This window comes from Rhizobium sp. SRI_017 (assembly GCF_057586295.1).
On the sequence record NZ_JBYCZP010000003.1, the window covers coordinates 39374 to 58571 of the forward strand.

A 19198-nucleotide genomic window follows, 5' to 3' on the forward strand; every position below is an offset into this window, starting at 1 on the left:
GGCCGGCTACTCGGCTGCCGATGCCATGGCCTCGCCGTGGAACTCTTCCCGATATGGCCGTGCTGTCGGCGGCAATTCACGCTTCAGGAAATAATCTTCGTTGCGAAGTTGCCGAAGAAAGGCCGGGATCATTTCGCGATAGCCATGCAGGATCGAGGGATTGGGCACCGGCAGGTCATCCTTGATCAGCGCGTGCAATCGCGGCAGCGCGTGATAGGGGATCATCGGGAACATGTGGTGCTCGACGTGATAGTTCATGTTCCAGTAGATGAAGCGGCTGACCGGGTTCATGTAGACCGTGCGGCTGTTGAGCCGGTGATCGGTCACATTGTCGGCGAGGCCGCCATGCTGCAACAGACCGGTCATCACATGGTGCCAGGCGCCGTAAAGGCGCGGTAGGCCGATCAGCATCAAGGGCAGAACCGAGCCCAGGTAAAGCGCAAGCGCGATGGTCGCAGCGTAGATGGCGAGCCAGATCCGGGCGACGCGGATCGCCCTGGGTTGCTCGCTCTCGGGAATGAAAGTCTTTTCCGCCGCGCTGATCATGCCGAAGCCGTTCTGCACCATGTCGATGACAGCATGCCAGGCGTCGAGAAGACCAAAGACGTTGAGGATCAGCCTTGCGAGGTCCGGCGGACGCATCACGGCGATCTCCGGATCGCGGCCGACGATGACCGTGTCGGTGTGATGCCGGGTATGGCTCCAGCGCCAGGTCACCGGATTGCGCATGATCATGAAGCAGGCGATCTGGTAGACGACATCGTTCATCCACATCGTCTTGAAGGCGGTGCCGTGACCGCATTCGTGCCAGCGGCTGTCGGAGGCCGAGCCGTAGAGCACGCCATAGGCCAGGAAGAGAGGGATGCACCAGAGGCTGCCCCAGAAGTAGACGCCGAGTCCACCGAAGAAGACGAGGCAGCCGAGCCAGATCGCGGTGTCGCGGATCGCCGGGCCGTCCTCACGCTTCATCAATTCCTTCATCTGCTTGCGCGGCACCTCGGTGTGGTACCACTCCGCAGCGGAGAGGCCATTGGCGACCGCGGCCGAAGCATCGCGCCCGAGAAGGCTGTAATCTCTTTTCCCCGCCATTGTGGACCTCCCTGCGACCTGCATCAAACCGCGTTCGACTTTGCGGCCGGCAGAGAATTAGCAGTTGCCAGAAAGTGCACAATGGCGTCATGATAGATTCTATCATTTCCTATCATTATTGGGGAATGTGATGATAAAATCATATCAGGAAAGGTCTGCCCATGGCGTCACGCCCGACAATTCAGGATCTCGCAAAGGCGGCGAATGTCAGTGTGGCGACGGTCGACCGCGTCCTGAATGGCCGGCACAAGGTGCGAGAGGATACGGCGCGGCGCGTCTATGATGCGGCCAATGCCATCGGCTTCCACGCCCTCAGCCTGTTGCGGCAGCGCCTCTACGAGGGCCTGCCGACCTACAAGCTCGGCTTCGTGCTGCAGAAGCCAGAGCAGCATTTCTATCAGGCCTTTGCGCGCGAGATCGAGGTTGCCGTGCAGAACAGCCAGGGCATGCGCGGAATCGTGCAGATCGAATTCTCGAGCAGCCAGACGCCGTCGGAGCTCGCCACGAAGCTTCGTGAGGTCGGCAGCCGAAACCAGGCGGTGGCCATGGCTTCGCCGGATTATCCTGCGCTGACGGTCGTCGTGGAAGAACTCAAGGGGAAGGGCGTGCCGGTCTTCTCGCTGCTGTCTGACTTCGCCTCGGGCGTGCGTGAAGGCTATGTCGGCCTGAACAACCGCAAGGCCGGACGGACGGCGGCCTGGATGATCGCCAGAATGGCGAAGAGGCCGGGGAAAGTGGCGGTTTTCGTCGGCAGCCACCGCTTCCACGGCCATGAACTTCGCGAGATCGGCTTTCGCTCCTATTTCCGCGAGAATGCGCCGGATTTCGAGGTGCTCGACACCCTGGTCAACCTCGAGACGAGCCAGATTACCCATGAAGCCACCCTCGATCTGCTGCATCGTCATCCGGATCTCATAGGCTTTTATGTCGCCGGCGGCGGCATGGAGGGTGCGATATCGGCGATTCGAGAGGAGCGGTTGAACGGCAAATATCTCGTCGCTGTGAACGAACTCACACCGGAATCGCGCTCCGCGCTTGCAGATGAGGTCGTCATGCTGGCGATCACAACGCCACTGCCGAGTCTTTGCCGTGAGCTTGTCCGCCTGATGGTGTCAGCGATTGAGAACGGTCCCGCAAGTGTTCCGGGGCAGACCTTCCTGCCCTTCGAAATGTATGTGCCGGAGAACATCTAGTCGCGCATGATAGAATACCGTCATTCGTATTTGCAAATTCTTGCATGAATGAAAGCTTCTGTCGCTCAATCCTCTTTGACCTGAGATCAGAAACCTGATGACCTGACTGTCGGCGACGGGAGGAAGCTGTCGCGCAATTCGGGAGAATTTCACATGCCTGCACCGGTCTTCGCGCTCAACCACATGGTTGCGCCCCGCTTGCCGCTGCCCCAGTTCATCGAGGCGGCAAAGGCACTCGAGATCGACAAGATCGAGATTCGCAACGATCTGGCAGGCAATGCCATCCTGGACGGAACGTCGCCGGAAGCGGTGCGCCAGCTGACAAGCGCTGCCGGCATCGAAATCATCTCCATCAACGCGCTTCAGCGCTTCAACGACTGGACGCCAGCGCGGGCTGCGGAAGCCGAAGATCTCGCGGCCTATGCCGAAGCGTGCGGCGCAAGGGCCCTTGTGCTTGTTCCTGTCAATGATGGCAGCGGCAAGCTGGAAGGCGAGCGACAGGGCAATCTGCGGGTCGCCCTGAAGGCGCTGATACCGATTCTCGAGAAGCACTCCCTGATCGGACTGGTCGAGCCGCTTGGTTTTCAGATCTGTTCGCTGCGTTCAAAGCGCGAGGCGGTCGAAGCGATCGCAGCCACTGGCGGGGAGGGCCGCTTCAAGCTGGTGCATGACACGTTCCACCACGTTCTGGCGGGTGAACCCGAGCTTTTCCCCGATCGGACCGGGCTGGTCCACATCTCCGGCGTCGAGGACCAGGCGGTCAGTATCGACGACATGCGCGATCCGCACCGCGTGATGGTGGGTATCCGCGACCGGCTCGACAATGTCAGCCAGATCAGGGCGTTGCAGGCGGCCGGCTACAGGGGGCCGTTCTCATTCGAGCCCTTTGCAGCCGAAATGCATGCCGCCAAGGATCCGGCGGCAATGGTGCGTGCGAGTATCGAGCATATAGCCGGTGCGCTTTGAATCTTTTGTGCCTGTCGTCTCGACCCGCAAGAGAGTCTATTGACAGGCGCAGAAAATGGAATAAACATTCCGAACTGTGAAATATGGAAATTTATGTTCCATTGATGCTCGGCGGGAGACGAGCGTCGGCATTTGTCCCCGGCTGTAGATCTGGGGAATCCGGCTGTTTTGGGTGAGCCGGACACCCATGTGGAGGAGAATGAAATATGAAAAAGCTACTTCTTGGAACGGCTATTGCACTGCTGACCTCTGTGTCTGCCTATGCTGGCGACATCGGCGTCTCCATGGCCAACTCGGATACGTTCCTTACCGTTCTGCGCAAGGGCATCGAAAAGTCGGCTGCCGACAACAACCAGCCGGTGCAGATCGAAATCGCCGATGACGACGTGCAGAAGCAGCTCTCGCAGATCCAGAACTTCATCGCCGCCAAGGTCGACGCTATTATCGTCAACGCTGTCGATACATCTGCAACGGCGCCGATGACCAAGCTTGCCAACGATGCCGGCATTCCGATCGTCTATGTCAACCGCCAGCCGATCGACGTCGATGCGCTCGGCCCGAAGGGTGCTTTCGTTGCTTCGAACGAAGTCGACTCCGGCACGCTCGAGACCAAGGAAGTCTGCCGTCTGCTGGGCGGCAAGGGCGACATCCTGATCATGGTCGGCGACCTTGCCAACCAGGCTGCCATCCAGCGCACCAAGGACATCCACGACGTGATCGCCACGCCGGAATGCGCGGGCCTCAAGGTTCTCGACGAGCAGACTGCCGTCTGGGATCCGGTCAAGGCGCAGGACCTGATGACCAACTGGATCGCGGCCGGCCACAAGCCCGCAGCCGTCATCGCCAACAATGACAACATGGCCATCGGTGCTATCAACGCCATGAAGTCGGCCGGTTGGGATATGAAAGATGTCGTCGTAGGCGGCATCGACGCGACCCAGGAAGCGCTTGCCTATATGAAGGCAGGCGATCTCGACGTCACGGTTTTCCAGGACGCGTTTGGCCAGGGTTCGGGTGCGGTAGACGCCGCGATCAAGCTCGCCAAGGGCGAGAAGGTCGAGTCCAAGGTCTGGATCCCCTTCCAGCTCGTCACGCCCGAAAACATGGATCAGTTCGTCACCAAGAACTGAGATAGGCTTAGCGAGCGAACCCGCCGCTTACTGCGGTGGGTTCGCAGCGATCGCCGAGCCTGCTGGCATTGCCGCGAGGAGACAGCGCCATGACCCCAGTCGTCAGCCCCACCACCATGAAGGCCGTGCGCGAGAGCGGCGCCGTGCCGGGTGCCGAGTTCCTGCTCGAAGTCGCTGATGTCCGCAAGGAATTTCCGGGCGTCGTGGCACTGGACAACGTCCAGCTTCAGCTCAAGCGCGGCACCGTACACGCGCTGATGGGCGAGAACGGCGCCGGCAAGTCGACGCTGATGAAGATCCTCGCCGGCATCTACACGCCCGATACCGGCACGTTCAAGCTCAAGGGCCAGAATATCCGCCTCAAGAGCCCGCTCGATGCGCTCGAGAATGGCATCGCGATGATCCACCAGGAACTCAACCTGATGGCGCCGATGACGGTGGCCGAGAATATCTGGATCCGCCGCGAGCCGAAGAACCGTTTCGGCCTGATCGACCACGGCAAGATGTTCCGGATGACGGAAGAGCTATTCCGCCGCCTCGATATAGATATCGACCCCGAGATCAAGATCGGCAAACTCTCCGTCGCCAACCGACAGATGGTCGAGATCGCCAAGGCGGTGTCGTTCAATTCCGACGTCCTGATCATGGACGAGCCGACCTCGGCGCTGACCGAGAAGGAAGTCAGCCATCTCTTCCGCATCATCCGGTCGCTGAAGGCCGAGGGGAAGGGGATCATCTACATCACCCACAAGATGAACGAACTCTTCGAGATCGCCGACGAGGTTTCGGTTTTCCGCGACGGCCATTACATCGCCACCAAGCCGGCGAGTGAAGTCACCCGCGACGACATCATCCGCATGATGGTCGGCCGCGAGATCACCCAGATGTTTCCGAAGGAGACGGTGCCGATCGGCGATGTCGTGCTGTCCGTGAAAGGCCTGACGCTGAAAGACGTCTTCCACGACGTTTCCTTTGACGTGAGGGCGGGGGAAATCCTCGGGCTTGCCGGCCTTGTCGGCTCGGGACGCTCGAATGTCGCCGAGACCATTTTCGGCGTCACTCCGGCCACGTCAGGCACAATCGAACTCTTCGGCAAGCAAGTGAATGTTTCGTCGCCTGCGGTCGCAATGCGCCACGGCATGGCCTTCCTGACCGAAGATCGCAAGGAAACCGGCTGTTTTCTGCTGCTCGATATCCAGGATAACGCCCAGATGGCGGTGCTGCAGAACCGCTATGTCAATTTCGGCTTCGTCCAGCAGGGCAGGCTCAGCAAGGATGCCGCGGCGATGGCCAACCGCATGCGGGTGCGCACGCCCGACATGAAGGAGCCGATCATCAATCTCTCCGGCGGCAATCAGCAGAAGGTGTTGATCGCCCGCTGGCTATTGACCGAGCCGAAAATCCTGATCCTGGACGAGCCGACGCGCGGCATCGATGTCGGCGCCAAGGCGGAAATCCATCGGCTCATTTCGCAACTCGCAGGGCAGGGTGTCGCCGTTATCATGATTTCCTCCGAAATGCCTGAGGTGCTCGGCATGAGCGATCGGATCATGGTGCTGCATGAAGGACGAATGACGGGGATCCTGGACCGCAAGGACGCAGATCAGGTGAAGATCATGGAACTGGCCTCGCATTGAGTGCGAGACAGCGGGGAGAACTATCAAATGTCGGCAAATGAACTCGGCAGCACATCCACGACAGGCCTCAAGAAGGTCCGCAGATTACCGGCGGAGGTGTCCATTCTGGGCGTGCTCTTCGGGATCGCGATCGTCTTCGAAATTCTCGGCTGGTATGTGGTCGGCGAAAGCTTTCTGGCCAACAAGCAGCGGCTCTCGATCATCGTGCTTCAGGTCGCTGTCATCGGTATCATCGCCGTTGGTGTGACCCAAGTCATCATCACCGGCGGCGTCGACCTGTCATCCGGCTCGATGGTGGGACTCATCGCCATGGTCGCGGCAAGTTTCGCGCAAACGGCGATCAATTCTCGCGCCGTGTTCCTGCAGCCGGAATGGTCGGCGTTCGGCATGTCCTGGTTCATCGATTCAAGCCCGCTTTGGGCGATCGCGGCGGGGCTATTGCTCGGATTGTCACTCGGCTTCGTCAACGGCTTCATCATCGCCAAATCAGGCATCCCGCCCTTCATCGCCACGCTGGGCATGATGGTCTCGGTCCGTGGGCTCGCCAAATGGTACACCGAGGGCCAGCCTGTCGCCCTGCTCAGCCAGGACTTTACCTGGCTAGGCCAGAGTTTCGAGGTCTGGGGCTTCCCGGTGCCGCGCACGGTCATCATCTTCTTTATCGTGGCGATCATCTGCCACATTGCGCTCAGCTACACCCGCTACGGCAAGTTCACCTATGCGATCGGCGCCAACCCGCTTGCCGCCCGCGTCTCCGGTATCGATATCGGCAAGCACCTGATCAAAGTCTACGCCGTCGCCGGCCTTCTTTCCGGCCTCGCCGGCGTGATGCTGGCTGCGCGCGCTCAATCGGGTCAGCCGAATATGGGTGTCGCCTTCGAACTCGATGCCATCGCTGCGACCGTCATCGGCGGTACCTCGCTCGCCGGTGGTGTCGGTCGGATTACGGGAACGGTGATCGGCACCATCATCCTCGGCGTGGTCACCTCAGGCTTCACCTTCCTGAAGGTCGGCGCCTACTATCAGGAGATCGTCAAGGGCATGATCATCGTTACCGCGGTCATCATCGATGTGCAGCGGCAGCGAAGGAAGTCGCGCGCTTAACCGCTCCTCCTGCGTGAAAGCTCGGCGTGGCTGTCGCAAGCCACGCTTTTTTGCCGATGCGCAAAGGAGATATTGTGCCGACCGCGCATCGAATACCGCGATGCGATGGAACCGCTCGGCGGTTCGTGAGTTTGGATGGCGCGGCGGATGCCGCATGTTCCATGCCACAGGGTTATTGATGAAAATACGCGCGGGTTTCAGAATCGGTTACGAATGTGCGCAGCCGACCCCGATGCTGTTATGCCTGAATATCCACCCATCTCGGCGGGGTGATCTGTTGTCCGAACAGATCCTGGAGTTCTCACCACCGATCGAGGCATGGGGCTATACCGACGGTTTCGGCAATGCCTGCAGCCGCATCGTCGCGCCGCCCGGCCTGATGGAAATCTCAACGCGCTTCGATGTCTATGATTCCGGATTGCCGGATCCGGTGCCAGAAGATGCGGTGCAGCATGCCATTCAGGATCTTCCCGATAATGTGCTGGTCTATCTTCTCGGCAGCCGTTACTGCGACACGGACAAGCTCAGCGATTTCGCTTGGCAGCAGTTTTCCGGAATCGAGCCTGGCTGGCCGCTGGTCAAGGCGATCACCGATTTCACGCATAATCACATCGCCTTCGACTATATGCGCGCCGACGTGCTGCGCACCGCCCATGGCGGCTATGTCGACAAAGCGGGTGTGTGTCGCGACTACGCGCATCTCGCGATTACGCTATGCCGCTGCATGAATATTCCGGCGCGCTATTGCACGGGTTATCTCGGCGATATCGGTGTTCCCAAGGATCCTGCACCGATGGATTTCTCCGCATGGTTCGAGGTCTATCTCTCGGGTCGCTGGCACACGCTCGACGCTCGCCACAACATCCCGCGGATCGGGCGCATCCTGATGGCGACCGGCCGCGATGCGACCGACGTTGCTCTCACAACCAACTTTGGGCCGACTGTGCTGCGCGTCTTCGAAGTCGTGACCGAGGAAGTCATGCCCGAAGGAAACGTCGCGGCCTGAATTCCGAACGCTTTGCGCCGGAACTCGCCCGGTATCTTGGGCGTTTAACAGCGTCCAAATCAAGGAGCCAAAATGTACGACATTCCCTGGAGCAAACCCATTCACATCGAGTATCCGCGGCGGCTTGCGCGCGTGGTCGATGGGCCGAAGGCTGCGCTCGAATTGCTCGACAATGAATGGCCGGTGCAGCGTGGCCGCCATTATGCTGCGGCCAAGGAAGTCTGTCATGCCGCCATCGCCCGCTTGACTTCGGCAGAGGCGGCGCGCGAAGTCTTCATTTCGGCGTCGATCGAGGCAGCTGTCCCGATCCGCTAGGCATGTCCGGGGATGGGGAGTATCCCTTGCGGAAATGTTGGCGACAATGGGGAGGGATACCGCATGAATGTTCATGAAATGGAAGCACGTCTCAACGCTCATCGGGAAGTGCTGATTTCTTTAATGGCATCGATGATGGCCGAAGGCCGTCATGCACGAGTCTTCGACGAGCTCCAGGAGGATGCGACCTTCCGGGATGGCGAGGAGGATCCGGGCATCGTCCCGAGCAAGGCCTTTGCCTCGGAAGCCCATGCGGCCGATGAAATTGCCAGATTACTCCATGCAGCAAGGGCGCGCGCCAAGGTCGCCTGACGAACTCACTCTTTCTATCCGATCTCGGCGTGAAGCAGTGCAAGAGGCCGACTTCTGAAGAGATCGGCGATCATTATTCTGTCTGCCTGCGGAAATTTCTGGTTACCGAGTGCATCGCGTATCGAGCGAATGCCGTCAGGCAATATGACTTCAGTGTCGCCCCAAAATGGACCCGACAGGAGCGCGCTCATGGAAAACGCGTGGTGTACGAGGCGGGGTGCTACGACAATGGCTGCCTCGCTACCATGCCTTCGGACAAACGCCACGAGGTTGGCCGCGCGCTTGCCGCTTGACTCTAGATGAGCGTAATTGCCCAGGGTGAAGAGATCGGAGTGGCGACGGCGAAGAGCCAATCCCTTTCGGATGAGCCAGGTTTTCGTCGCGGCAAAGTCGTCGAGGGATAGCGCTTCGTCCCGAGCAGCGAGGCGTTCGAAATCCGGCATTCGCCGGTTGTCGGGATCGACAAGGCTCGTATCCTCACCCTCGGAGCCCTGATAGATGTCGGGAATGCCGGGCGCGGTCAGCTTGATCAGCGTCTGGGTGAGGCTGTTGATCAACCCGGTGCGGACGAAGGGCTGAATGTCGTCCCAGAAGCGGGTCATGAAGGCATCGGACCCGAGGGCCGCCGAGGCATAGTTTTTCACAGCCTCTTCATAGCCTGCATTCACATCTGACCAATTGGTGCGGAGCTTGGCTTCGCGCAGAGCCTTTTCGACATAGGGCAGGAAGCGATCCTGCATTTCCGCGCGTGCCACGGGGTCGGACGGATCGAAATCGTGCGGCAGCATGCCGGCGAGCGCCTGGAAAATGAGCCATTCTACCGATGGCTCAGGGGCAGGGCCATCTGGAAGCGACATGACGTTCGGGGCGAGGTGCTGCCTCCAGCGCGCCGTGGCGGCGATCCAGTCCTCGGGTGCCTCGCTGATCGCATAGAGACGCGCCCGTGCATCTTCGCCGCGCTTGGTGTCGTGCGTTGAAGTGGCGGAGAGACCGTGTGGCTGGCTCTGACGTCGTAATTTCATGCGCGGATGAAAATGGTCGACGCCGGCGGCGCTGCGGAGCGGGTCTCCGCCGACTTCATTGAGGGCAATCAGCCGATTGTAGCGGTAGAAGAACGTGTCTTCGAGCGACTTGGCCAGTACCGGTCCCGTCAGGTGCTGGAGGCGGGTGCGGAAGGTGATTGCAGCTTCGCGAGATTTCTCGCCGACGCGTTCGAAAAGACTCTCCTCTAAAAAAGTGAGGGCAGGTCGGAGATCGGGCGATGACGTCCGAAGTCGTGCGAACAGTTCTTCCAGAACGCGCTTGTCTTGATCGCTCAGGCCCAGGACAGTGCAGTAGGTGCGATAGACGTCAAAGCCAGTCACTATCACACGCACGGCCTCGGCGAGCGTCTCGTAGGACAGATCTCCGCGTGCCTCGCCCTTTGCCACTGCCTGCGCCATCCTGGCAAGCGCAGTTATCTCCCCCTCGAAATTGACCTCGACCATCAGCCGTTTGGCGCTTCCGAGAGCCTGTTCGGGCTCGCCGAGATCCGGCGCCGCGTCCAGCCAAGCGCGGTCGAGCGCCGGGCTTTCAGCTGTCAGGAGGCTTGCGAGATCGGCAATGAATTCATAGCCGGTCGTGCCATCCACGGGCCAGTCAGTGGGCAGTTGTTCGTCGCCTTCAAGAATCTTTTCGACAACCAGATAGCAATCCGGACCGATAGCGGCGCGAAGGCGCTTGAGATAGGCGGCGGGGTCGGCCAGCCCGTCAATGTGGTCGACGCGAAGGCCTTGCACCCGACCCTCTGCGACGAGGTCGAGCACAAGGCGGTGCGTTGCCTCGAAGACATCAGGATCTTCGACGCGGACACCGACAAGGCCGGTGATCTCGAAAAAGCGCCGGTAGCTCAGGCCCTTCGCGGCATCCCGCCAATGGATCATGCGCCAAGGCTGCTTCCCGAGAAGCGCGATGATATCGCGCGCTTCGAATTCCTTTGCTGTCGCGCTCGGTGGAATGGCTAGCGGGTAGGTTGAGGGCGCGAGCGGATAGTGGCTGCCGCAATAGTCGAAAACGAGTTCACCGGTTTCGTGCTCCCAGAGCAGCTTGCCATTGCCTGCTTCGATCACGTCTTCGAGCGAACTATCCAGCACTGGAAGTGTCAGTTGTTGGTCCCAATCATTGTCGAAGAAGGCAGCAAATCGGCTCTCTTGTCCCCATTTCAGGACATCGCGCCAATAGGGGTTCTCCAGGGACGCCGCCATGTGATTGGGTACGATGTCAAGGATGAGGCCTAGACCCGCGGCTTGAAGACTGTTCGATAGCCTTCCGAAGTCGCCGATACCGCCAAGCTCTGGCTCGATCTCGTTGGGGTCGGTGACGTCGTAGCCATGAGTCGAACCGGTAACCGCAGCGAAGATCGGCGACGCATAGAGGTGGCTGATACCAAGCGATTTCAGATGAGGAATGAGTTCAATGGCTTTGTCGAATGTCATGCCGTTGCGGAATTGAAGCCGATAGGTCGCGACAGGTATTTGCGGAATTTTCACGTCAGCCATGTGTGGCAAGCTCTTGGACATGTTGTGAAATATTGGATTGCTCGGTTTCCGAGGCAGCCTGCGGCAGGCACTCGACGATGGCGAGCAGCGGCAGGTGGTCGGAGGCGCTCCGAGCGAGCGGGGTGTCGATCACTTCGTAGCGGACAATCCGCGCCCGCCGGTTAGTGAAGATGTGATCCAGCCGCAAGACTGGAAAGCGCGCTGGGAAGGTCGCGCGGGCCGGTATCGTCAGGACCTGCCTCGACAGGCCTTCTGCCAGTATTCCGTAGGCGCGGGAGCGCGGCACGGCGTTGAAATCGCCTGCGAGTACCGCCGGATGGTTCGCGCAGGCTGGACTACCGAGCCAGTCGTTCCCCGAAAGCGTTGCGGCCTGGATCATGCGTTCGCGGCGGCGCAGACCGAAATGGGTGTTCACCATCTGAAGCTGGACATTTCCTATGAGAACTTCGACCCAGATCGCCCCACGCGGTTCGCCAAATGAAGGCAGTTGATCTGCCTTGATCACACGCGAGGGCAGGGCCGTCAGGATCGCATCACCATACTTCTCTTCGTCGACATGGAGTGCCGGGTGGAAATGCGCCAGTACCCGCAGGTGTTGGGCGATCGTATGGGCTTGATCAATGCCGCCGGTCCGCATGCGGCCGACATCCAGTTCCTGAAGCGCGATAACGTCAGGCTCGGCGGAGGCAATGACGTCGGCAATCCGCCGAGGATCGGGACGGCCACCGCGTCCACGGCAACTATGGACGTTGTAGGTCAGGATCCTCAGTTGCACGCCGGATCCACTCGATTGTGCTTGCATCGCCAAGGAACCCGTGACGGCCGCATTTCGTTCCGCCGATGTCAGTCAAACGGGAATGTCGATGCTCCTCCGCTACGCCTTCAAGCTTCTCTTCGTCGCGGCCGTCTTGGGCGCCGGTTATCTGCTTTACCGCACCTGGAGCCAGTATTCGTTCGATGACGTGATGCGTGCGCTGAAATCGATCCCGAAGACCAATCTCGCCCTTGGGCTCCTCTTTGCAGCCTGCTCCTATTTCTGTCTTGCCTGGAACGATTGGCTGGGCGTGCGCTATGCCGGTAAGCCGCTGCCGTTTCGGCAGACGGCGCTTGCCTCGTTCACGGGGCTGTCGATCGGGCACAATGTCGGGCTCGCTGCGCTCAGCAGCGGTGCAGTGCGTTACCGGTTCTATTCGCGATGGGGGCTGGCCGCTGAGGAGATTGCCAAGATCATCGTCTTCTGCGGTGCAACAGTTGCGCTCGGCCTCTCGACGCTTGGAGCAATAAGCCTTTACCTCCGCCCGGACGATGCGGCCAAGATGACGGGGCTCAGTCCGTCGGCGGTCTCCGGCGTGGCGATTGCGTGCCTTGCTTTCCCGATCATCTATCTGGTGCTGTCGGCGACGCTGAGGAAGCCGCTCAGGATCAGACGGTGGCATTTTGACATGCCGATATTCCGGCTGGCCGTCGGGCAGGTTATCGTCGGTACAGTCAATTTCGCTTTCGTCGCAGCCTGCCTGCACCAGATGCTGTCGGCGCTCGGCGACGCGCCCTATCTCAAGGTTGCGACGGCATCGATCACGGCCAATATCGCGGCCATCATCAGCCATATACCCGGGGGACTGGGTGTGCTGGAGGCGACGGTCGTGCACGTTATGCCGGGCGCCGAATCGATCGCCGCTGTCGTTGCCTACCGCGTCATTTACTATTTCATTCCACTGGCCATCGGCATTCCGCTTTTTATCGCGAGCGAGGTCATCCTCAAATCTGAGGAAGCGCCAGATCCGTCGCATTAGACTGCGCGTGCGTCATGTTAGATGAATATACCCGCGAGCCGGGTCATGAGCGCATTGACGCCCCGACGAATGCCGCGGAAAGGGCGAAAGGGGCGGGCAGGATCGACGATATCGGTCCCCCAGACCGGTTGAACTTCACCCTCCGAAACGGATACCACCATGTCCCTGAGGCCTCTGGGCCTGACATTCAGTTCGGCTATCGTTCGGATCAGCGAGCCTGTGCGCGTCATCGTCTGGTGAATGAGTTCTTCGCTCGCGTCGAGATGCTCGGCAAGCAACCTGTCGCGCAGCGCAATGATCGACTGCGAGCAGCCTTCGCCCCCTGCCTCAATGCCGATGTCCGCTTCCGTATCTAGGCCCTCGGAGCGATTGTTGAGGTTTGAGGAGCCAATCCGGACGAATCGGTCGTCGACCACAAGCAGCTTCGAATGGATCAGTACGTCCTGTTCCGTGCCGTCGTCTTTCGGCACGACGGGATAGGTGACTTTCAGCCGGCCGAAGCGATCGGCGCGTTTGAGGCGCCGAATGAGGCGATCGCGGTTTCCGCCCATGATGACCTTTTCAATGAAGCCGTGGGAGGCGCGGGTCAGAACGATCACGACCTCCGGACCATTGATCTCCGCGAGCCGGCGCGTCAAGCAATCGGCGATGCCGAAAAACGCCAGATATTGGGTTTCCATGTAGATGTGGCGCTTCGCCGACCAGAGGGCGTCGAGTGTCAGGCGCATTGCCTGTCGCTTGCTCTTACGCCGTCCACGGCCCGGCTCCGTCAGCGACAGAGCGACCTGGCAGCCAGCGAGCGCGGGGTCGACCTTGTCGGGCCATAGGTCGCCGGGAACGGAAACGCGGCTTTGTTTTTCTCCCGTCGCGCGGGCCCAGCGCCGGCGCGCAAGGTCGCCAAGGTCGCGGGCGACATCGCCGGTCACTGCAGCTTGCAGATCGTGGACAGGATCGTAGGGCGTGCCATCAGGCGACACGCGGAAGGGATTCGACACGGCATGGGACTGATCATCCCAGCGGCGGGCGGTCAGATCGATGCCGCCGACAAAGGCCAAACGGTCGTCGATCACGACGATTTTCTGGTGGTGCGAGCCGCGCAACGGATGACGAGCGTCGAAGCGGAGATGGATTCGCTCATGGCTCGACCAGCCGCTTTCGCTGAACAGCTTCAGTGACTTCCCGGAATAGATCGGCCCCATGGCCCAGACCAGAATTCGGATCTCCAGGTCAGGCTTTGCTTCGGCCAGCGAGAATAGAAAGGCGCCAAGTGTTTCGTCGGAATTCCGCGGATCGAGGCGGATATCGGGATCGAAGTCCCATCCGATGATCCAGATGCTCTTCTCCGCCTGCGGCATCACATCCTTGAGCGCGAGATAATAATCCGCGCCATCGACGATGAAACCCAGCCTTTCGGCGGCGTCGGAGCGCCATGCATTGTTCTCGAGATCGATGATTTTGGTTGATGAGCCGTCGGCCTGCATGAATTTCCCGTTACCTTGGATGACGCGGCACCGCTAAGGTGCGATGAACAAACGGAAATGGCGCCTTCGCGGTTCCACCGCACCAGAACACAACAGAGCCCGGCGGCCGTCGATCCGGAACCGCGTGCCCCCGACCGGATCGAGACAGGAAATGCTACTGCGTCCGCGACGTCGCGGCTCTCGCCCGAAGCCCCGCCGGAGATCGGGATATCGCCTTCCGGCCATTCCCTCGACAATATTGGCATACAGGTCGCGAGTGACGCCACGGGAGAGATCGCGGGCGCTCATGCTTTGCCGTTGCGGTGAAACAGCATGAAACTGCGGGCCCTGGCCAGTACCGGCTTGCGTGCCTTCACTGGGCCTTCCGACAGAGGCGTGGGCGCTGTGGCGAGCGCAAAGCTCCAGTCCTCTTCGCCAAAGTCGGGCAGGTTGAAGGAGATGTCTTCATTTTGCGGATTGAAGATCATCAGCACTTCTGCCCAGCAATCCGGCTTGTCGCGCAGGTCCTTGCGCTCGAGGTGAAGACAGAGTGTCGGCTCGTCATGCCAATGCTCGGGGAGTTGTTCGCCGCCTGCCGAGGTGAACCAGTTGACGTTCATTCCGTCGCGCCAGTTTTCGCGCCGGAGCAGAGGCTGCGCGTTGCGCAGCGCGATGACCTTCTTCGTGAATTCAAGCAGTTCGGCATTGGCGCCGTTGAGATCGCCCCAATTCAACCAGGTCAACTCATTGTCCTGGCAATAGCAATTGTTGTTGCCGGACTGGCTGTGGCCAATTTCATCGCCGGCGAGCAGCATCGGTGTGCCATGCGAGAAGAACAGGGTTGCCAGGAAATTGCGCTTCTGACGCTCCCTGATGTCGTTGATTTCAGGATCGTCTGTCGGACCTTCCGCACCGTAATTGTGGCTGCGGTTGTGGTCGTGGCCGTCTTTGTTGTGCTCGCCGTTCGCTTCGTTATGCTTATGGTCGTAGGAGACGAGGTCGCCCAGCGTAAAGCCGTCATGGGCGGTGATGAAGTTGACGCTCGACCATGGCCGCCGACCGCGTTGGTCGTAGTAGTCACCGGAGCCGAGGATGCGCGCGGCGAAGTCGGATGCGGTATGCTCGTCGCCTTTCCAGTACTCGCGTACACTGTCGCGATATTTGTCGTTCCATTCGGCCCAGCCGGGCGGGAAGCCACCAACTTGATAACCACCCGGGCCGATATCCCAGGGTTCTCCGATCAACTTGACCTGTGCGAGCACCGGATCCTGCATGATCGCGTCGAAGAAGCCGCCACGCTGGTCGAATCCCTCGGGCTCTCTGCCGAGGATGGTGCCGAGATCGAAGCGGAAGCCATCGACCTCCATGTCCTCCACCCAGTAGCGGAGCGAATCCATCACCATTTGCAGCACGCGCGGATGCGAGGTGTTGAGCGTGTTTCCCGTGCCGGTATCATTGACGTAGTAGCGATGCTGGTCCGACAGGGTGCGGTAGTAGGAGAAATTGTCGAGGCCCTTGAAGCTCAGCGTCGGGCCGAGTTCGTTGCCTTCGGCGGTGTGATTGTAGACTACGTCGAGGATCACCTCGATGCCGGCGTCGTGGTAGGCGCGCACCATGCTGACGAAGCCGTCGCGTCCGGCAGGTCCGAAATAGCGCGATGCCGGCGCGAAGAAGCCGAAGGTATTGTAGCCCCAGTAATTGGTTAGCCCGTTGTCGGCGAGGTGGAAGTCATCGAAGAACTCGTGGACCGGCATGAGCTCGACCGAAGTGATGCCGAGACTCTTGATGTAGTCGATAGCCGCCTTGTGACCGAGGCCCTCGAACGTGCCGCGCAATTCCTCGGGAATATCAGGATTGAGCTTGGTGAAACCCTTCACATGGGTTTCATAGATCATGGTCCGCGGCCAGGAGATTTTTGGCGTCATAAGGTTGGTCTGACGTCGCGGTGCCAGGACCCGGCATTTCGGCATGAAGCGGGCATTGTCGCGCTCGTCGAAGGTCAGGTCCCTTTCTTCTGCCAGCAGGTCGTAGCCAAAATGCGTATCCGATTTTGCAAGCGTGCCGTAATAAGCACGCGCATAGGGATCGGCGAGCAGCTTGTTGGGATTGAAACGATGGCCGTTTTCGGGATCGAAGGGGCCATAGGCGCGGAAGCCATAGAGCGCACCGGCCGAGAGGCCGGGGACGAAGCCGTGGAAAATCTCATGCGTATTTTCCGGCAAGGTGATCCGTTGCATCTCGATCGTGCCGGATGGGTCGAACAGGCAGAGTTCGATGCGCTCCGCATGCGCTGAGAAGACCGCGAAATTGACCCCACCATCGACAAGCGTCGCGCCGAGCGGGCCTGATTGACCGGCTTGAACTGAATATTGCGACACCTTGGCGTCCATCTGCATCCCCTGGAATATTGCGCTGCGCAATAACGGCGGGGTGGGCCAGCTGGTTCCAGGGCATCGCTCGATAACAGACTGAGGACGGGAGCTAGCGCCCATCCTGTAGCCGAGTCTTCTGCCGGCGCAGGCGCTGCGCCGGGTAGGGTTCCGATATCGCCGCGATCAGCGATCGCCGTGATATTTTTTGTCGACGTCATTGATGGCGTTGACGTTTCCTGCCGATCGTCCGTTCTCGTCGAAGGTCTGAGCGAGAAAGGCATCGGCGATCGCCTTGGCGAGTTCCGGGCCGATGACCCGCGAGCCCATGGTGATGATCTGCGCGTTGTTCGACAGGGCCGCTCGCTCGGCCGAATAGGTGTCGTGGGTCAGCGCCGCTCGGATGCCCGGCACCTTGTTGGCCGAGATGCAGACGCCGATGCCGGTCCCGCAGACCAGGATCGCCCGGTCGTATTCGCCCTTGAGGACAGCCGAGCCGACGCGGTCCGAGATATTGGCATAGAAGGCGTCCGGTCCGGCATCGGTGCGCGAGACTTCATGCACTTCGTGGCGGTCCTTGAGGTGATCGGCGAGGATTTTGGCCAGGCCTTCGCCTGCACTGTCTCCGGCTACAGCGAGTTTCATTGTCGTGTCCTTTCAAATCGTTGCGGCGCAGCGCGCCAGGATGTCCAGATAGCCTTCGACCTTCCAGGCCGAACGACCGATGAAGAGCCCGTCGATATGATCGCAGGCGATGAGTTCTTCGCAGTTTTGCGGATTGACCGAGCCACCATAGAGAATGGGGATGCGGCGGCCGAGTATGTCTTCCGCTACCTTGGCGATCTCGGCGTGGCGGGCATCGGCATAGTCGGACTTCGCCGGGATGCCGCGTTCTCCGATCGCCCAGACCGGCTCATAGGCGAGCAGGATGGGTGCTTGTTTTTGATCTCCGGTCAGCTTGCCGAGCGCACCGCGGACCCCCCTGGCCAGCACCTCGTCCGCCCGTCCGCTCTCGCGGTCTTCCAGGGTTTCGCCGATGCAGATCAGCGGCACGAGGCCATGGCGGACAGCGGCTTCGGTCTTGAGGCCGACGGTCTCGTCTGTCTCGCCGAAGAACTCGCGGCGCTCCGAATGACCGAGTTCGACGAGATCGAGGTTGCAATCCCTGAGCATCAGCGGCGAGACCTCACCAGTCCAGGCGCCTTCGTCGGCCCAGTGCATGTTTTGGGCACCGACCTTGACGGATGTGTCCTGCAACATCGCCTTCACTTCCCGGACGGCAGTGAACGGCGGAACAACGAAGCGCTGGATGCGGGGATCGCGTTTGCCATCGGCCGCCTTTAGTCCCTCGGCGAAGGCCTTCGCCTCTGCGAGGGTCTTGTTCATCTTCCAGCTGGTACCGATCCAGACGTGGCGCTTGGTGGTCATGTCGTTTCCTCGTTCGATGCAATTCTTATCAGGGTGCCGTCGTCCCTGATCTCCACGGATGTCTCATGCGGCAGCGGCCTGTCGGAGATAACGGTGTCGAACTCCTTGAGATCCGCGAGAACATGCAGCGCCGTGTGGCCGAACCGCCGGCTGTTGATGAGCAGGCAGCTCTGGCGGCACGACGCCATCATCGCCCGCTTGGTCCGCACCACCGCTTCGTCCATGTGATAGGCGAGGCGGCCGGAGACGGCAGGCGCCGAGATGAAGGCGATGTCGGCGCGCAGGCGAGACAGGGCCCCTTCGGTGACGATACCGAAATAGGCATTGAACTTCGACGAATAGAGGCCGCCGAGGCCGATCAACGTCACGCCGCTCTCGCCCTTGCTGCGTTCAAGGATCGCCGCATTGTTGGTGATGACGGTGACATGTTTGCGGCGCGCCAGCACATCACCCAGCACCGATGCCATCGAGCCGTCATTGATCATCACGGTCATTCCCGGCTCAACGAGCTCGGCCGCAGCCTCGGCGATGGCGCGTTTGACATCGGCCTCCTGCAATTCGCGGAAGCGGAAATCGCTCTCGAACTGCGTGCCGGCGTCGATCGTCGCGCCACCGCGCACCTTGCGCAGCACGCCGGCCTGTTCGAGATCGTCGAGATCGCGATGGATGGTCATCCGGGACACCGCGAAACGCGTGGCGAGATCGTCGAGATCGACGGCGCGGCTCTCGATGAGGAGATTTATGATGGCCTGTCTGCGGTCTTCGCGCTTCATCGGTGCGCCCATGGCGGGTCGGGTCGGATGCTCCTATAACAACAATCGATCGCGAATGTAACATGAATCATGTGATATTGTGATTT

General features: G+C 60.3%; 17 protein-coding genes. 9 read left to right on the forward strand and 8 right to left on the reverse strand.

What is annotated here, in order from left to right:
* Window positions 1–6: 6 nt before the first annotated feature.
* Complete coding sequence (locus AC2YI2_RS07940) at window positions 7–1113, reverse strand: fatty acid desaturase family protein (RefSeq protein ID WP_487385920.1); 1107 nt, start codon at window positions 1111–1113, stop codon at window positions 7–9.
* Window positions 1114–1250: 137 nt separating this feature from the next.
* Here AC2YI2_RS07940 and AC2YI2_RS07945 point away from each other — a divergent pair, with 137 nt between their 5' ends.
* The 8 genes from AC2YI2_RS07945 (at window position 1251) to AC2YI2_RS07980 (ending at window position 8752) form a co-directional block, all read left to right on the forward strand.
* Window positions 1251–2282 (forward strand): LacI family DNA-binding transcriptional regulator, encoded by a 1032-nt coding sequence (locus AC2YI2_RS07945; RefSeq protein ID WP_487385921.1) that lies wholly within the window; start codon window positions 1251–1253, stop codon window positions 2280–2282.
* A 153-nt stretch (window positions 2283–2435) separates the two neighbouring features.
* On the forward strand, window positions 2436–3248 hold the full coding sequence (locus tag AC2YI2_RS07950; protein ID WP_487385922.1) for a TIM barrel protein: 813 nt from the start codon (window positions 2436–2438) through the stop codon (window positions 3246–3248).
* Window positions 3249–3454: 206 nt separating this feature from the next.
* Window positions 3455–4378 carry a sugar ABC transporter substrate-binding protein gene (locus tag AC2YI2_RS07955; protein ID WP_487385923.1) on the forward strand — a complete coding sequence of 308 codons (924 nt, stop codon included), beginning with the start codon at window positions 3455–3457 and terminating at the stop codon, window positions 4376–4378.
* An 89-nt stretch (window positions 4379–4467) separates the two neighbouring features.
* Window positions 4468–6015: a sugar ABC transporter ATP-binding protein gene (locus AC2YI2_RS07960; RefSeq protein ID WP_487385924.1), complete on the forward strand. Its 1548-nt coding sequence runs from the start codon at window positions 4468–4470 to the stop codon at window positions 6013–6015.
* 27 nt (window positions 6016–6042) lie between these two features.
* Window positions 6043–7119, forward strand: coding sequence for an ABC transporter permease (locus AC2YI2_RS07965; RefSeq protein ID WP_487385925.1), 1077 nt, complete (start codon window positions 6043–6045; stop codon window positions 7117–7119).
* 178 nt (window positions 7120–7297) lie between these two features.
* Complete coding sequence (locus AC2YI2_RS07970; RefSeq protein WP_487386347.1) at window positions 7298–8125, forward strand: transglutaminase-like domain-containing protein; 828 nt, start codon at window positions 7298–7300, stop codon at window positions 8123–8125.
* 72 nt (window positions 8126–8197) lie between these two features.
* Window positions 8198–8440 (forward strand): DUF982 domain-containing protein, encoded by a 243-nt coding sequence (locus tag AC2YI2_RS07975; RefSeq protein ID WP_487385926.1) that lies wholly within the window; start codon window positions 8198–8200, stop codon window positions 8438–8440.
* Window positions 8441–8503: 63 nt separating this feature from the next.
* Complete coding sequence (locus AC2YI2_RS07980; protein ID WP_487385927.1) at window positions 8504–8752, forward strand: hypothetical protein; 249 nt, start codon at window positions 8504–8506, stop codon at window positions 8750–8752.
* 14 nt (window positions 8753–8766) lie between these two features.
* Here the strand turns inward: AC2YI2_RS07980 and treY are convergent, their stop codons facing one another.
* On the reverse strand, window positions 8767–11289 hold the full coding sequence (gene treY / locus AC2YI2_RS07985; RefSeq protein WP_487385928.1) for a malto-oligosyltrehalose synthase: 2523 nt from the start codon (window positions 11287–11289) through the stop codon (window positions 8767–8769).
* Complete coding sequence (locus AC2YI2_RS07990) at window positions 11282–12091, reverse strand: endonuclease/exonuclease/phosphatase family protein (protein WP_487385929.1); 810 nt, start codon at window positions 12089–12091, stop codon at window positions 11282–11284. The genes treY and AC2YI2_RS07990 overlap by 8 nt, the downstream gene beginning before the upstream one ends.
* A gap of 61 nt (window positions 12092–12152) precedes the next feature.
* On the opposite strand from AC2YI2_RS07990, the gene AC2YI2_RS07995 reads away from it, so the two are divergent.
* On the forward strand, window positions 12153–13082 hold the full coding sequence (locus tag AC2YI2_RS07995) for a lysylphosphatidylglycerol synthase domain-containing protein (protein ID WP_487385930.1): 930 nt from the start codon (window positions 12153–12155) through the stop codon (window positions 13080–13082).
* Between the two features lie 17 nt (window positions 13083–13099).
* On the opposite strand, the gene AC2YI2_RS08000 is transcribed toward AC2YI2_RS07995, so the two are convergent.
* The 5 genes from AC2YI2_RS08000 to AC2YI2_RS08020 all read right to left on the reverse strand — a co-directional run bounded on the left by AC2YI2_RS08000 (window position 13100) and on the right by AC2YI2_RS08020 (window position 19112).
* Window positions 13100–14563: a phospholipase D-like domain-containing protein gene (locus AC2YI2_RS08000; protein WP_487385931.1), complete on the reverse strand. Its 1464-nt coding sequence runs from the start codon at window positions 14561–14563 to the stop codon at window positions 13100–13102.
* 284 nt (window positions 14564–14847) lie between these two features.
* Complete coding sequence (gene glgX / locus AC2YI2_RS08005; RefSeq protein ID WP_487385932.1) at window positions 14848–16932, reverse strand: glycogen debranching protein GlgX; 2085 nt, start codon at window positions 16930–16932, stop codon at window positions 14848–14850.
* A gap of 165 nt (window positions 16933–17097) precedes the next feature.
* Window positions 17098–17556: a D-erythrulose-4-phosphate isomerase gene (gene derI / locus AC2YI2_RS08010; protein ID WP_487385933.1), complete on the reverse strand. Its 459-nt coding sequence runs from the start codon at window positions 17554–17556 to the stop codon at window positions 17098–17100.
* Window positions 17557–17568: 12 nt separating this feature from the next.
* Window positions 17569–18339: a triose-phosphate isomerase gene (locus tag AC2YI2_RS08015; protein ID WP_487385934.1), complete on the reverse strand. Its 771-nt coding sequence runs from the start codon at window positions 18337–18339 to the stop codon at window positions 17569–17571.
* Window positions 18336–19112, reverse strand: coding sequence for a DeoR/GlpR family DNA-binding transcription regulator (locus AC2YI2_RS08020; protein WP_487385935.1), 777 nt, complete (start codon window positions 19110–19112; stop codon window positions 18336–18338). The genes AC2YI2_RS08015 and AC2YI2_RS08020 overlap by 4 nt, the downstream gene beginning before the upstream one ends.
* Window positions 19113–19198 lie beyond the last annotated feature (86 nt).

Coding starts and splice junctions, on each gene's coding strand:
- AC2YI2_RS07940 (WP_487385920.1), bottom strand. CDS start 1,113: ATGCAGGTCGCAGGGAGGTCCACAATGGCGGGGAAAAGAGATTACAGC.
- AC2YI2_RS07945 (WP_487385921.1), top strand. CDS start 1,251: ATGGCGTCACGCCCGACAATTCAGGATCTCGCAAAGGCGGCGAATGTC.
- AC2YI2_RS07950 (WP_487385922.1), top strand. CDS start 2,436: ATGCCTGCACCGGTCTTCGCGCTCAACCACATGGTTGCGCCCCGCTTG.
- AC2YI2_RS07955 (WP_487385923.1), top strand. CDS start 3,455: ATGAAAAAGCTACTTCTTGGAACGGCTATTGCACTGCTGACCTCTGTG.
- AC2YI2_RS07960 (WP_487385924.1), top strand. CDS start 4,468: ATGACCCCAGTCGTCAGCCCCACCACCATGAAGGCCGTGCGCGAGAGC.
- AC2YI2_RS07965 (WP_487385925.1), top strand. CDS start 6,043: ATGTCGGCAAATGAACTCGGCAGCACATCCACGACAGGCCTCAAGAAG.
- AC2YI2_RS07970 (WP_487386347.1), top strand. CDS start 7,298: ATGAAAATACGCGCGGGTTTCAGAATCGGTTACGAATGTGCGCAGCCG.
- AC2YI2_RS07975 (WP_487385926.1), top strand. CDS start 8,198: ATGTACGACATTCCCTGGAGCAAACCCATTCACATCGAGTATCCGCGG.
- AC2YI2_RS07980 (WP_487385927.1), top strand. CDS start 8,504: ATGAATGTTCATGAAATGGAAGCACGTCTCAACGCTCATCGGGAAGTG.
- treY (WP_487385928.1), bottom strand. CDS start 11,289: ATGGCTGACGTGAAAATTCCGCAAATACCTGTCGCGACCTATCGGCTT.
- AC2YI2_RS07990 (WP_487385929.1), bottom strand. CDS start 12,091: ATGCAAGCACAATCGAGTGGATCCGGCGTGCAACTGAGGATCCTGACC.
- AC2YI2_RS07995 (WP_487385930.1), top strand. CDS start 12,153: ATGCTCCTCCGCTACGCCTTCAAGCTTCTCTTCGTCGCGGCCGTCTTG.
- AC2YI2_RS08000 (WP_487385931.1), bottom strand. CDS start 14,563: ATGCAGGCCGACGGCTCATCAACCAAAATCATCGATCTCGAGAACAAT.
- glgX (WP_487385932.1), bottom strand. CDS start 16,932: ATGGACGCCAAGGTGTCGCAATATTCAGTTCAAGCCGGTCAATCAGGC.
- derI (WP_487385933.1), bottom strand. CDS start 17,556: ATGAAACTCGCTGTAGCCGGAGACAGTGCAGGCGAAGGCCTGGCCAAA.
- AC2YI2_RS08015 (WP_487385934.1), bottom strand. CDS start 18,339: ATGACCACCAAGCGCCACGTCTGGATCGGTACCAGCTGGAAGATGAAC.
- AC2YI2_RS08020 (WP_487385935.1), bottom strand. CDS start 19,112: ATGAAGCGCGAAGACCGCAGACAGGCCATCATAAATCTCCTCATCGAG.